Origin of the sequence: Achromobacter sp. UBA2119 (assembly GCF_002331005.1) — a bacterium.
GTDB lineage: Bacteria > Pseudomonadota > Gammaproteobacteria > Burkholderiales > Burkholderiaceae_B > Achromobacter > Achromobacter animicus.
The window spans coordinates 278,297-291,230 of record NZ_DCYD01000019.1; the positions used below are offsets into that span (position 1 = coordinate 278,297).

16 protein-coding genes are annotated in these 12,934 nt (G+C 65.1%); 9 read left to right on the plus strand and 7 right to left on the minus strand.

Translation table 11 applies throughout. The features are described 5' to 3' along the window. Window positions 1-88 precede the first annotated feature (88 nt). Complete coding sequence (guaA, locus tag B3098_RS24755) at window positions 89-1,681, minus strand: glutamine-hydrolyzing GMP synthase (RefSeq protein ID WP_175121190.1); 1,593 nt, start codon at window positions 1,679-1,681, stop codon at window positions 89-91. A 100-nt stretch (window positions 1,682-1,781) separates the two neighbouring features. Next, the gene (gene guaB / locus B3098_RS24760) at window positions 1,782-3,242 is read right to left on the minus strand and encodes an IMP dehydrogenase (RefSeq protein WP_175121189.1); all 1,461 of its coding nucleotides are present in this window, start codon (window positions 3,240-3,242) and stop codon (window positions 1,782-1,784) included. A 221-nt stretch (window positions 3,243-3,463) separates the two neighbouring features. Between guaB and B3098_RS24765 the strand changes: the two genes are divergently transcribed. From B3098_RS24765 to B3098_RS24780, 4 genes are all read left to right on the plus strand, one after another. Further along, window positions 3,464-4,837 (plus strand): HdeD family acid-resistance protein, encoded by a 1,374-nt coding sequence (locus B3098_RS24765; RefSeq protein WP_279972001.1) that lies wholly within the window; start codon window positions 3,464-3,466, stop codon window positions 4,835-4,837. 100 nt (window positions 4,838-4,937) lie between these two features. Next, window positions 4,938-5,147 carry a hypothetical protein gene (locus tag B3098_RS24770; RefSeq protein WP_286899656.1) on the plus strand — a complete coding sequence of 70 codons (210 nt, stop codon included), beginning with the start codon at window positions 4,938-4,940 and terminating at the stop codon, window positions 5,145-5,147. A 125-nt stretch (window positions 5,148-5,272) separates the two neighbouring features. Further along, complete coding sequence (locus B3098_RS24775; protein WP_056562054.1) at window positions 5,273-5,650, plus strand: DCC1-like thiol-disulfide oxidoreductase family protein; 378 nt, start codon at window positions 5,273-5,275, stop codon at window positions 5,648-5,650. 123 nt (window positions 5,651-5,773) lie between these two features. Further along, the gene (locus tag B3098_RS24780) at window positions 5,774-6,274 is read left to right on the plus strand and encodes a hypothetical protein (RefSeq protein WP_286899657.1); all 501 of its coding nucleotides are present in this window, start codon (window positions 5,774-5,776) and stop codon (window positions 6,272-6,274) included. Here B3098_RS24780 and B3098_RS24785 read toward each other — a convergent pair. The 3 genes from B3098_RS24785 to B3098_RS24795 form a co-directional block, all read right to left on the minus strand. Continuing rightward, window positions 6,264-6,665 carry an Imm1 family immunity protein gene (locus tag B3098_RS24785; protein WP_279972009.1) on the minus strand — a complete coding sequence of 134 codons (402 nt, stop codon included), beginning with the start codon at window positions 6,663-6,665 and terminating at the stop codon, window positions 6,264-6,266. The two genes, B3098_RS24780 and B3098_RS24785, sit on opposite strands and share 11 nt — an antisense overlap. A gap of 133 nt (window positions 6,666-6,798) precedes the next feature. After that, window positions 6,799-7,896, minus strand: coding sequence for an alpha/beta hydrolase family esterase (locus B3098_RS24790; protein ID WP_286899659.1), 1,098 nt, complete (start codon window positions 7,894-7,896; stop codon window positions 6,799-6,801). A 28-nt stretch (window positions 7,897-7,924) separates the two neighbouring features. After that, window positions 7,925-8,347 carry a CopG family transcriptional regulator gene (locus tag B3098_RS24795; RefSeq protein ID WP_175121184.1) on the minus strand — a complete coding sequence of 141 codons (423 nt, stop codon included), beginning with the start codon at window positions 8,345-8,347 and terminating at the stop codon, window positions 7,925-7,927. 63 nt (window positions 8,348-8,410) lie between these two features. On the opposite strand from B3098_RS24795, the gene B3098_RS24800 reads away from it, so the two are divergent. Further along, a complete protein-coding gene (locus B3098_RS24800) occupies window positions 8,411-8,581 on the plus strand; it encodes a hypothetical protein (protein WP_286899660.1) in 171 nt (56 codons plus the stop codon). 13 nt (window positions 8,582-8,594) lie between these two features. Here the strand turns inward: B3098_RS24800 and B3098_RS24805 are convergent, their stop codons facing one another. Continuing rightward, window positions 8,595-9,506 carry a LysR family transcriptional regulator gene (locus tag B3098_RS24805; protein ID WP_286899661.1) on the minus strand — a complete coding sequence of 304 codons (912 nt, stop codon included), beginning with the start codon at window positions 9,504-9,506 and terminating at the stop codon, window positions 8,595-8,597. Between the two features lie 174 nt (window positions 9,507-9,680). Here B3098_RS24805 and B3098_RS24810 point away from each other — a divergent pair, with 174 nt between their 5' ends. Next, window positions 9,681-10,676 carry a Bug family tripartite tricarboxylate transporter substrate binding protein gene (locus tag B3098_RS24810; RefSeq protein WP_175183743.1) on the plus strand — a complete coding sequence of 332 codons (996 nt, stop codon included), beginning with the start codon at window positions 9,681-9,683 and terminating at the stop codon, window positions 10,674-10,676. A 57-nt stretch (window positions 10,677-10,733) separates the two neighbouring features. Further along, window positions 10,734-11,699 (plus strand): 2-hydroxyacid dehydrogenase, encoded by a 966-nt coding sequence (locus B3098_RS24815; protein WP_286899662.1) that lies wholly within the window; start codon window positions 10,734-10,736, stop codon window positions 11,697-11,699. A gap of 60 nt (window positions 11,700-11,759) precedes the next feature. Here B3098_RS24815 and B3098_RS24820 read toward each other — a convergent pair whose 3' ends face one another. Continuing rightward, complete coding sequence (locus tag B3098_RS24820; protein WP_246282758.1) at window positions 11,760-12,041, minus strand: hypothetical protein; 282 nt, start codon at window positions 12,039-12,041, stop codon at window positions 11,760-11,762. A 170-nt stretch (window positions 12,042-12,211) separates the two neighbouring features. Here B3098_RS24820 and B3098_RS24825 point away from each other — a divergent pair, with 170 nt between their 5' ends. Together B3098_RS24825 and B3098_RS24830 are read left to right on the plus strand one after the other, a co-directional pair. After that, the gene (locus B3098_RS24825) at window positions 12,212-12,505 is read left to right on the plus strand and encodes a hypothetical protein (RefSeq protein ID WP_175136209.1); all 294 of its coding nucleotides are present in this window, start codon (window positions 12,212-12,214) and stop codon (window positions 12,503-12,505) included. Window positions 12,506-12,572: 67 nt separating this feature from the next. Then, window positions 12,573-12,875 carry a hypothetical protein gene (locus B3098_RS24830; RefSeq protein ID WP_286899664.1) on the plus strand — a complete coding sequence of 101 codons (303 nt, stop codon included), beginning with the start codon at window positions 12,573-12,575 and terminating at the stop codon, window positions 12,873-12,875. Window positions 12,876-12,934 lie beyond the last annotated feature (59 nt).

Here is a 12,934-nt window from a genome sequence, read left to right on the forward strand (position 1 = left end):
CTAGGACCTCAGCCCCTCCTAGCTAGCGCCAGACCAGAACAAAAGGCGCCGAAGCGCCTTTTGTTTTACCCAACTACACCACGCCGGATCACTCCCACTCGATCGTCGCCGGCGGCTTGCTCGACACGTCGTAAACGACCCGATTGATCCCGCGCACTTCATTGATAATCCGCGAAGAAACCCGAGCCAACAACGGATGCGGCAGCGGCGCCCAATCAGCGGTCATGAAGTCAAACGTCTGCACCGCGCGCAGCGCAACCACGTACTCGTACGTGCGGCCATCGCCCATCACGCCCACCGACTTCACCGGCAGGAACACGGCAAACGCCTGCGACGTCAGCTCATACCAGGTCAGGCCGCTGGCCTCATCCTTGGTATTACGCAGCTCTTCAATGAAGATCGCATCGGCACGGCGCAGCAGTTCGGCATACTCATGCTTCACTTCGCCCAGAATCCGCACACCCAGACCCGGACCCGGGAAGGGATGGCGATACACCATCTGCGGCGGCAGACCCAACGCCACACCCAGTTCGCGGACCTCGTCCTTAAAGAGTTCGCGCAGGGGTTCCAGCAGTTGCAGATTCAGCGTGTCCGGCAGGCCGCCCACGTTGTGGTGCGACTTGATCGACGTGGCCTTGCCCGTCTTGGCGCCGGCGGATTCGATGACGTCGGGGTAGATCGTGCCCTGAGCCAGCCACTTGGCGCTCTTTTGCTTGCCGGCCTGTTCCTGGAAGACTTCCACGAATTCGCGGCCGATGATCTTGCGCTTGGCTTCGGGGTCGGCGACGCCGGCCAGTTTGCCCATGAATTGCGCGGTGGCGTCGACGTGAATGATCTTCACGCCCATGTTTTCGGCGAAGGTCTGCATGACCTGTTTGCCTTCGTCCAGGCGCAAGAGGCCGTGGTCGACGAAGACGCAGGTGAGCTGGTCGCCGATGGCCTTGTGGATCAGTGCGGCGGCAACCGAGGAGTCCACGCCGCCGGACAGGCCCAGGATGACTTCGTCGGTGCCGACCTGCTCGCGGATGCGGGCGACGGCTTCAGAGACGTAGTCGGGCATGTTCCAGTCGCCCGTGCATTCGCAGATTTCGTTCACGAAGCGGGCCAGCATGGCCTTGCCCTGAACGGTGTGCGTGACTTCGGGGTGGAACTGGACGGCGTAGAAGCGGCGGTCTTCGTCGGCCATGCCGGCGATGGGGCAGGAAGGCGTGGAGGCCATCAGCTTGAAGCCGGGGGGCAGTTCGGTGACCTTGTCGCCGTGGCTCATCCAGACCTTGAGCATGCCGTGGCCTTCGGGCGTGCTGAAGTCTTCCAGGCCTTCCAGCAGCTTGGTGTGACCGTGAGCGCGGACTTCGGCGTAGCCGAATTCGCGGTGGTCGGAAAAGCTGACCACGCCGCCCAGTTGCTGCGCCATGGACTGCATGCCGTAGCAGATGCCCAGTACGGGAACGCCCAGCTCGAACACGGCGTGCGGCACGCGCATGGAGCCCTCTTCATAGGCCGAAGCGTGGCTGCCGGACAGGATGATGCCCTTCAGACCCTGCGCCTGCTGTTCGCGCACGAAGGCGTCGTCGACGTCGCCAGGGTGGACTTCGGAATAGACGCCGGCTTCGCGGACGCGGCGGGCGATCAGCTGGGTGACTTGCGAACCGTAGTCGAGGATAAGAATGCGCTGGTGCATGGAGACTCTACCCGTTGGAAATAAAACCGCACCGGCAGACCCGCTGTTCTTTGCGGATCTGCCGGTGCGTGATGCATGACATTGTAGTTGACTGTGCGGATCAGTCGGCGCGGTAGTTGGGCGCTTCCTTGGTGATCTGCACGTCGTGCACGTGGGACTCGCGCACGCCCGCGGAGGTGATCTCCACGAACTCGGTCTTGGTGCGCATGTCGTCGATGGTGGCGGCGCCGCAGTAGCCCATGGAGGCGCGGATGCCGCCGACCAGTTGGTAAATGATGGCGAGCACGCTGCCCTTGTAGGGGACGCGGCCTTCGATGCCTTCGGGGACCAGCTTGTCGGCGTTGTTGGCCGGGTCCTGGAAGTAACGGTCGGCCGAACCTTCCGTCATGGCGCCCAGGCTGCCCATGCCGCGGTACGACTTGTACGACCGGCCCTGGAACAGCACGACTTCGCCGGGGGCTTCTTCGGTGCCGGCGAACATGCCGCCCATCATGCATGCGAATGCGCCAGCGGCCAGCGCCTTGGCGACGTCGCCCGAGTAGCGAATGCCGCCGTCGGCGATGAGCGGAACGCCCGTGCCTTCCAGCGCCTTGGCCACTTCGGAGATGGCGTGGATTTGCGGCACGCCGACGCCGGCCACGATACGCGTGGTGCAGATGGAGCCCGGGCCGATGCCGACCTTGACGCCGTCGGCGCCGTGTTCGACCAGCGCGCGCGCGGCGGCTGCGGTGGCGATGTTGCCGCCGATGACTTCAACCTTGGGGTAGTTCTGCTTGACCCAGCGCACGCCTTCGAGCACGCCCTTGGAGTGGCCGTGCGCGGTATCGACGATGAGCACGTCGACGCCAGCGGCGACCAGCTTTTCCACGCGTTCTTCGGTGTTGCCGCCCACGCCCACCGCCGCGCCAACGCGCAGCTGGCCTTGGGCGTCCTTGCTGGCCATCGGGTGTTCGGTGTTCTTGACGATGTCCTTGACGGTGGCAAGACCACGCAGTTCAAAGCCGTCGTTCACGATCAGCACGCGTTCCAGACGGTGCTTGTGCATCAGGGCCTGCGCTTCGTCGAGCGTGGCGCCTTCCTTCATGGTGACCAGGCGTTCCTGCGGCGTCATGATGTTGCGCAGGGGCTGATCCAGGTTTTCTTCGAAGCGCAGATCGCGGTTGGTGACGATGCCGACCAGCTTGCGGCCTTCGACGACCGGCAGGCCCGAGATGCCATGCTGGCGCTGCAACGCAATGGCGTCGCGCACTTTCATCTGGGGGGTGACGGTGACCGGATCGATCACGATGCCGAACTCGTGGCGCTTGACGCGAGCCACTTCACGCGCTTGGGCGTCGGCGGAGAGATTCTTGTGGATGATCCCGATGCCGCCTTCTTGCGCCATGGCGATGGCCAGACGCGATTCGGTGACGGTGTCCATGGCGGCGGACACGAGGGGGATGTTCAGGCTGATATTGCGAGTCAGGCGCGTGGCCAGGGAGGTGTCGCGCGGCAACACCTCGGAATACGCAGGCACCAACAACACATCGTCGAAGGTGAGCGCTTTTTGAACGAGACGCATGGGTAACTCCGGGCGCAAAGCGAGATTATACGCCGTCGGCATGTTTTGACTAGGTGTTAACCATAGGTCCGGGTGGATATTTATGACACTTGATCAGGCCCCAATTTGCGGACGGCGAATCGGGCCCCGGGCCGCCTGCCGATTCATCCCACGCGTTGACGCGGCCACCCGGCTGCCCTTATGTTCGTGTACACGTTATCGACTTTGCGGGGTTTGCCGCCATGGCGCAGCTGGTCTTGCTTCTGTTGGGAGTCCCCTACCTGCGCCAGCGATGGCGCGCGCTGGCCATCGCGGGCGCGGTGTTCCTCGTGGCCGGTATCGTCGTGTTCATCGATGCCCTGGACGACGCCCTCTACTTTCCGCTCAACGCCTTTGCTGTCCTCTTCATCATCGAAGGTCTGGGCACGCTGCTGATCGCTTCCAGCGGCGTCGGGGGCCAGCGCGTGCTGCGCTACGCGAAAGGGTTGTTCGTTCTCGTGGCGGGCGGGCTGATTCTGGCGGGGCATCATCACGGACACTTTGTCCTGTCGATGATCTTCGGCGCGTTGTTCCTGGTGGATGGGTTGCTGCAGTGCATCGCGGGGTACGTCGTGCGCTACGAGCGCTGGCGCTACGCGTTTGCCGGCGGCGTGGCGGAAATTCTGCTGGCGATCTTTTTCTTCCAGCCGTACCCCACGAATTACGTGGGTACCGTGCCGTATTGCCTTGGGCTATTCCTCGGCATTGCGGGCGCAAAGCTGCTGTGGCTGGCGCGCCGCGTCCGGCATCTGGCCTCGAACCCCGCCTTCGCCGCCACGCAGTCGATGGGCTTTGCACCTGCCGCGCCGGAGCAGGCCAAGCCGCAAATCTGGGACGGCCCGCCTGCCGATTCCGAGCGCGCGCTGACCGTCCACGTCTGGACGCCATCGGGCTCGGCCAAGGCGCAGACCCGCAGCTATCCGCTGGTGGATCGCTACATCGCGGCGGTCGACGTCAACGGTGTCATCTCAACGGGACACGCGGCGCTGGAGTCACCCGAAGGCATCTACATCAGCCTGTACCCAAAAGAGGAAATCGACCGGTCGCCCGACGACTTCGGCGCGCTGCTTCGCGCCACGGCCGACAACGACGTTCCGGGGGTCTATCAACCCGATTACGCGACCGAGTCAAACGCCTGGTGCCCGTCGAACGTACGCGTGCGTATCCGGAACTACGATGCGGACAAGCTGGCGGCGTTCTGGCGGGAGTACCGTAAAAACGCCACCTACAACCTCACCCACCGCAACTGCTCAAGCACCGTGTCACGGGCGCTGGACGCCGCGCTGGATGGCGTCGTGGGACGCCTGCATGGCGGCGAGGCCGGCTGGCGGGTGCTGATCCGGCTGCTGCTGACGCCCGAGCTCTGGGTGGCCGCGCAAATCCGCAAGCGTGCCCTCACGATGGCCTGGACCCCGGGACTGACGCTGGACTACGCCCGTGCCATGAGCATGCTGGCGGACCCGCGGCCATTCGGGTGGTGGAAGATGTCGCAACACGCGGTCCGCCGGATTGCCGAATTGCGCGCGGGATGGCGGTCGCAGGATCGGGAATCGCCGGCTCGCCGGCCGCGGACCTGAGCCGCGCGCACGCTGTTGCAATTGAACCCTGGAGAATCGCGGAGCGCGGGCGTAACGTGAAAACGCGGCATATGCCGCGTTGGCTTTGCAGGTGCGCACCATGACGCCCACGACTTCCCGCCCCGATCCCCATCACGCGGCCCCGGCCGCCGCGCCCGACACGCATGCGCCGCCGCGTGCGGAAAAAGAGCGCGCAAAGTCCGATCACCAGCAGGAAGAAGCCCGGCGCAAGGCGCTGGTCGGTTCCCAGCACAAGGAGAACACGCGCGCCGTGGCGGCGCCGCGCCATCACGGACATCGGGGCGGCTGAAGGCACCGGTTCCGGCGCTTGCCGGCCGCGCGCATTTCGACAGCGCGCTCGTCGGCAACGCGCCCCGCGGACCGCCCGAACGGATTTTTGCGGTATGTTTCTGCAAACCCCGACGGATCCCGACGATGCAGTCCGACGAAAACTACCTTCTCTATGACGGCGATTGCCCCTTCTGCTCGAACTACGTGCGGATGATGCGGCTGCGCAAGGCCGCTGGGCCTATCGCCATGCTGAACATGCGCGACCATCCCGACCTGGCCGCGCACCATCGCGCGCAAGGCTATGACTTGAACCAGGGCATGCTGTTGCACCTGGACGGCCGCGACTACTGGGGCGCGGACGCGATCCACCGGCTGGCCTTGCTCAGCACGGGCAGCGATGTGTTCAATCGCCTGAACGCCACCATATTCAGCAACGCGTGCCTGTCCAAGGCGCTCTATCCTTTCATGCGCACCGGCCGCAGCCTGACGCTGACGTTGCTGGGCAAGAAAAAGATGCCTTGACGCGCTTGCGGCGCAATTCCCGCACAATGCTGGCGGCCAGGCGCACGCCTGCGGAACGCTCGTCCGCAAGTAGCAGGCCGGCCACCCGCAAGCCTCTACACCCTGACAATCGGAACTGACCTGATGATCTATTTCTTTGGCGCCCTGCTTCTCGCGTCTACGCTGGCCGCTGCCGTCTACCGCCGCATGCAGCGCAGACCCGAGGACTCCGGCCGCACCATGTCGCGCGACATGCTGTCGGGTGCCGCGATCTTCGCATTCATGGGACCGGCCGTCGCCATCGTGCTCATCGCTGTGACCATGTCGATCGGCGCCCAGGATCCGGAACTGCTCCTGTTCGGTCTCTATGGACTGCCGTGGGCGTATCTGTTTGGCGGTGTGCCGGCGCTCTTTTGCGGGTTGACGGCGGGCGCGCTCAAGCCCGTCGCGCCGTCCTGGCTGGCCGTCCTGCGCATGGGGCTCATTGGCGCGGCGTATGCCTTTGTCTTTTTGCTGACGTTCGGCAGCCGCGACAGATCGTTGGCAGCGCTGGGATTTCCGCTGTTCATGGGCGCCCTGCCCGCCGCAGTGGCCGGTCTGCTGTGCGCGCGGGTGTTCTACGGCAAGCCGGTGGCTATTCGCTAGCCCAATTCAAATCCGGCGACGCGGCGCCGTGCGCATGAAAGTACAACAGCGCGGACGCCGCCTTGGAACGGTCCACGCACTGGTACTGCGGATAACTGCCTGATTGTCCACCCGCCACCAGGTCCTGGTCGTGATCTTCGGATTTGGCGGGGTCGATCAGCGTGTGGATCCGCGTGTCGCCGCCGGATGAGATGAACACGACATAGGCGCCATCACCGCCGCCGATCGACATGACCGTGTCGTCATCAATCACGAAGGCGGTCGAACTGAAGACCGCGCCATCCAGTCTGTCCAGGGCGGCGAGCAGGTCGCCCTCGGTCGGGGATTCATGGGCGCGGGCCTGTTCCTGGTCGCCTTGACGCATTTCTTCGATGATTCTGACGATTTTCACGGTGCTCCATTCGCCGGCTGGCGGCGCGTTGAGGGGTGGTCGCATACAAGGGATCACATGCAAGGGGAATCACGGCCGATACTACATTGGCCGCGATCCAAGCCGCCATTGACCACGCTGGAACGTTAGCGAATCACTGAGCGCGCGACGTGCGCGCGAAGAAGAATCGCAGCATCTCGGCCGTCGCATCCGGACCGGTCCGATCCGTGTAGGACCCTTGCTCCGAGCCGCCTGCCCAGGCATGGCCGGCGCCGTGGACATCCCAGCGTTCGGCGACGATGTTGCCCGCCGCATCGCGGTATACATGCTGCGTGCTGTCGCGCATGCTGCCCGCGCCCGCCACGCGAACGGTTTCGACACGCGCGTTGGGCCCCACGCTGGCCGCGATCACGTTGCCGGCATTGGCGGGATTGACGGTGGCGTCGCGATCGCCATGGAACACGATGACCGGCACGCCGTTGCCGGCCGGTGCGGCGGGTTTCAGGCCCACGCCCTTCATGGCGGACAGCGCCGAAGGCAGGTCCGTCGCCGCGCCAGCGGCCAACCCCGAATGCACACCTGCCGCCGCATACAGTTCGGGATAAGCGCCCGCCAGAATCGCTGCCATCGCCCCGCCCGCCGAAAGACCCGCGACATACACGCGCGTGGGATCAATGTTGTGGGCGGCGATCACCTCGCGCGTCATGCCCGCAAGGATGGACGGCTCGCCCCGGCCTGGCTGCTGATGGTTGTGCTTGAACCAGTTCCAGCACTTCTGCGGATTGGCGTCGCGCGATTGCACGGGGTACAGCACATGAAAGCCCTGCTCGCGCGCAGCCGCATTCATGGCGGTGCCCGCGGCGAAATCGTCTGCGTCCTGCGTGCATCCGTGCAGCATGACCACTAGCGGACGCGGCGTGCCATCCGGGTTGGGCGGCACATACAGCTTGTAGGCGCGCTGCCCGGACGAATTGCGGAATGACCCCGCCGTGAACGTATCGCCCGCGGCGGCAGGTTTTGGGGCGGACTGGGCAGCGTCGCCGGCAACGTGCGGCGCCGCGCTGGAAGCTTGGGCGGTATCCGGAACTTCCCAAGCTTCGACGTCGATGACGTCGGCATCGTCTTGCCGAGCCGGCGCGGCAGCCAGGCCGTTTCGCAGGGCGGCCTGGATGGCGGCAGTTGCTGCCGTCAGATCGCCGGCTTGAGTGAGCTGGGTAGCCCGGTGCATGAGGTGCTGGAAATCAGGGTGCATGGCGTGACCTTTGTTTGCGCCGCGAGGGTCAGCGGATGCGCTGACGCAGGGCGGCTTTGACGGCGGGGCTGGCATGTAGCGCCCCCAGTACCGTCAGGGATTCGATCGTGGCGAGCGCAAGCTCGGGCGTGACGTCGGAGGCAATGGTTGCCAGGCCCAGCACCCGGATCTGAAGCATTTCGCCCGCGGTCTGTACCGCGAGCAAATCCTGGGCGGTGTAGTGCTGGATGCCCAGCACCAGCGTCTTGCGGCTGACGGCCTGGCGCACGGCGTCGCCGTGGGTGGCAAGTTGATTGCGGATGGCCGTGCGGATGAGGTCCGTGCGGTTGGCGTAGAACCCTTCCTGGACGAGCAAATCAATCTGGCCCAGGTCGACATAACCCAGGTTGATGGTGATTTTTTCGTCCGCAGGCTTGGGCGTGGAGGCGAGTTGAGAGGTGCGAGGCGGCATGGATCGAATCATAAACCATCCACTTGGATGGTCTATGGATGTTTCAACTTGATATATCCGCGAATGGACAACCCAGGGAATGGACAACCCCAGGATTACGGCGACACCCGCAACCTGCTCATTGTGGAAATCGGCAAGGACTGGGCCCCCCGCCCGGACGACAAGATCGAACACTGGTTGGCCAGCCACGTCGGCGCGCCGTTGTCCGCACCGAACCGCCCCAAGCGCCGCTAGATAGAAGTCTGGCTCACGCCTGTCCGGGGCTTCCGACAGTTTCCGGGCTGTTTCGCTTGGCCACGCGCTGCAGAAATGCATCCAGCGCCGGATTATCGTGCTGCGCGTGCCAGGCAAGGTACATGTCCGCGTAGAGATCGCGCTGGCCAATCGGCCGGAACACCACGCCTTCAAACCGCAGCTCGCGCGCGGAATCCGGCACGAGGCCCACGCCCAGCCCGGCTCGCACCAGCGCCAGCAACGTATGCGTCTGCCCGGCGCGCTGCACATACTGCGGCTGCACGTCCGCCAGGCCGAAAGCGCCCACGATGCGGTCGTAGAAGTACTTGCCTTCCCGCGGCGAATACAGCACGAATGGCTGCCCCTGCAGCAACCGCAGCGGCACGATAGCGTGCTCGCACAAGGGCGACTCGGCCGGCAGCGCCAGCACCAGCGGTTCACGCTCCAGCAGGCGCGATTCGATGCCTGCCTGTTGCGGCACGCTGCGCGCCAGGATGGCATCCAGTTCGTGGGCCAGCAGCAGGCGGCTCAACTCGGTCGTCACGGTTTCGCGCAACTGGATCTCGACGCCCGGCAGCAGCTTGCGCGCCTGCACGATAAGCGACGGCATCAGGCGATACGAGGCCACGGCCGTGAAGCCCAGCCTGATGTGGCCGGCTTCGCCGCCGGACGTGCGGCGCGCGGTCGCCGCGGCCTGCGCCGAAAACTCAAGCAAATGGCGCGCGTCGCGCAGAAAGCGCCGGCCAGCGGCGCTAAGCACCACCTGCCGGCTGTTGCGCTCGAACAGGGTCACGCCCAGGTCCTGCTCCAGCAGCTGGATCTGGCGCGAGAGCGGCGGTTGCGTCATGCACAGGCGCTCGGCGGCGCGGCCAAAGTGCAATTCTTCGGCAACCGCAATGAAGCACTCGAGCTGGCGGAATTCCATCGATTCAATCCTTGAATTGATTGATGCTATTTATAGCTCGAACGGCTATCCATGGACAGGCATCCCTATACTCGGCTGCAGGGCTGGATTCCGGCCCGCGAAGCATCAGGAGCCTTACCCGCAGCACCATTTTTCGCGGCCTAGCCGCCATCAACGCCATAAAAGAGAAAATCCATGGAGACAAAGAACACCGCCCGGATTCGCGTCCGGCTCCTCGCCGCGGCGCTGGCCCTGGCTGCCACCGCCGCCTTGCCGCACGCGGCCAGCGCCGCAGGCTATCCGGAACGCCCGATCAATCTGATCGTCCCCTTCTCGCCCGGCGGCGGCACCGACATCTCGGCGCGCCTGCTGGCCGCGGCCCTGGGCGAAAAATTCTCGTCGTCGGTGGTGGTGGACAACCGCCCGGGCGCCGGCGGCCAGATCGCCGCCGACCTGGTGGCCCGTTCGCAGCCCGATGGCTACACGCTGCTGTTCGCAAACTCGGGCATGCTGGCGATCAACCCCTGGATCTACAAGCTGCATTCCGACCCGGTGAAGGCGTTTGCGCCCGTGTCGCTGTTTTCGGACCTGCCGTTCGTGCTGGTGGTGCCCGCCAGCCTGCCGGCCAAGAACGTCGCGGAGCTGGTGACGCTGACCAAGTCCCAGCCCGGCAAGCACACCTTTGCCAGCTCGGGCACGGGCGGCGCGCCCCACCTGTCCGGCGAGATCTTCCAGGAAGCCACGGGCGTGGATCTGGTGCACGTGCCCTACAAGGGCGGCGGCCCGGCGATGACCGATCTGATGGCCGGGCGCGTCGATATGCTGTTCGCGTCAGTCCTGGAGACCATGCCGTATGTCACGGCCGGCAAGCTGCGCGCGCTGGCCGTGACCGGCGCGACACGCTCGCCCGCGATGCCGGACGTGCCGACCATCGACGAAGCCGGCGTCAAGAACGCGCAGAGCGGCTCGTGGACGGCGGTACTGGCGCCGGCCGGCACGCCGCAGGCCGTGATCGACAAGCTGTCCGAGGCGATCCGCGCCGTGGCGGCCGATCCCGCGGTCAAAGCCAAGCTCGAATCGCAGGGCGCCGTCGCCCACGGATCGACACCCAAGGAGCTGCAGGACCTGGCCGCTAGCGAGCGCGAACGCTATGGGCAGATAATCAAGTCCCGCAACATCCAGACCAACTGATTCCGGTCCCGGCCCGCCTCGGCGGGCCTTTCCTTCTTACCTACATAAGCCGTATCCATGACTGCATCCCTTCCCGCCTCCGCCGCCGATCTGCTGATGGTCGGTCCCCTGCTGCCTGAACTGGTGGCCGACCTGGAATCGCGCTACCGCGTTCATCGCCTCTGGGAGGCCCAGGACAAGGCGGCGCTGCTGCGCGAACATGGCGCCGCCATCCGCGGCATTGCCACCAGCGGCCGCTTCGGCGCGACAAAGGAATTGATCGACGCCCTGCCCGCCCTGGAAGGCATCTTCAGTTTTGGCGTGGGGTACGACACCATCGACATCGCGGCGGCCAAGGCGCGCAACGTCGTGGTCACCAACACGCCGGGCGTGCTGGACGCCTGCGTGGCCGATACCGCGCTGGCCCTGATGCTGGCCGTCTCGCGCCGCATCGCCGAAGCCGACCGCTTCGTGCGCGCCGGCCGCTGGCCCACCGAAGGATTCGGCCTGGGTTCGCGCATGACCGGCAAACGCTGCGGCATCGTCGGCCTGGGCAACATCGGCCTGCAGATCGCCCGCCGCGCGCAGGCCTTCGACATGGAGATCCTGTACACCAACCGCAAACCGCGCCCCGACGCGCCCGAGGGCTACCGTTATTGCCCGAACATCCTCGAGCTCGCCGCGCAATGCGACTTCCTGGTGCTGGCCGTGCCGGGCGGCGGCGCGACGCGCCACATGGTGAACGCGCAGGTACTGGACGCCCTGGGGCCGGACGGCTGGCTGATCAATATTGCGCGCGGCACGGTGGTCGACGAAGCCGCACTGGTGGCTGCGCTGCAGAGCAAACGCATTGCCGGCGCCGGCCTGGACGTGTTCGAACACGAACCCGCCACGCCCCCGGAACTGAACGCCATGGACAACGTGGTGATGCTGCCGCACATTGCCAGCGGCACCCACGAAACGCGCCGCGCGATGGCGGACCTGATGCGCGCGAACCTGGATTCGTGGTTCCGCGAAGGCCAGGTGCATACGCGCGTGGTGTAACGCGCAACAGCTGACTAGTGAGGCTTGCGCGGCCTGCCGGATTGACCGGCAGGCCATTTTTCAGGCCGCTTCCACGGCCGGCGGATCGATGGACCGTTGCGGGGCGGGCATGGTGCGATCACAAAGTGCCCAACCCGATGCCGGGTTGCGCCGATCGTGCAGATAATCCCAATTGGCGCCGCATTCGCCGCACGTGAATGCCTCGTGCGTGACGCCGCGTTGCGCCAGGGGCAACGACCGGACATGGCCCAGGCTGATCAGGTTTTCATGCCCCGGCGCCCCCGCCTGATCCACGGTGATGGCCGCGCATTGGCCGCACAGCATCGCTCCACTCCCTTTCATTTTGCTTTCACGGAATGGTACGGACGACTGAGCTTCAAAGGCTCAACAATTCTCACATTCGGTAGTGCGGAGTTACCCGTTCCCACGAAGTGGGCGCCATTGCTGTAAACACCGACGCCTGCCTTTCATCCCGGCGGACTATACTGGATAAATAAACAGTATTTTCCGCCATGCCGTTCAAAAACCCCCTTTCCCACGCCGACCTGCGGTGCATCCGCGAGCGTCAGCCCTGGAACCCCGATGTGATCACCCTGCTTTGGGAGGTCAAGCGGCTGCGTTCGATCTTGCTGCGCGCTTATCAGCTATCCGGCGACTTCAAGCGCCCGGCCGGCATCACCGGCGAGCTCTACGACGATTTCATACGCGACCTGCACCGCGAACCCTGCGTGCTGGAGCGCGACGACATGAAAGACGCGCTGCTGGAACCTTCCAACCGGTTGCGCAAGGGGATGGCTCCCAGATAGCGCTGGAGCGCAAACGGGCGCGGGAGTATCGTCAAAGGCGCATCCTGGCCCAGAACGGAGATGTCCCATGTCTGACCATTCGCAAGCAGAATTGGAATCCGGCGCGTCACAACAGGGCAACCTCGTGCAATTCCTGCTGTGGATTTCGGCGCGTCCTCGCACCTACGCAGAGACCATGGAAGCGTGGCGTACCCACTGCCCCAGGCTGTCGGCCTGGGAAGACGCCACGGCGAATGGCCTGGTCGACATGACGCAGGAACAAAGCACCGTGAAGGGCGAAGCCGTCCTGGTGCTGACGGAAAAAGGCCGTGCGCTTCTGGCCTCTCATGCGCCGATTCAGGGCGCGCAAGCCGGACCGGAAGGGTCCTAGCGCTTCTCCCCGGCCTACCCCATTTCCATCGTTGGATTCTCGCCTGCGCTGCGCTGAAT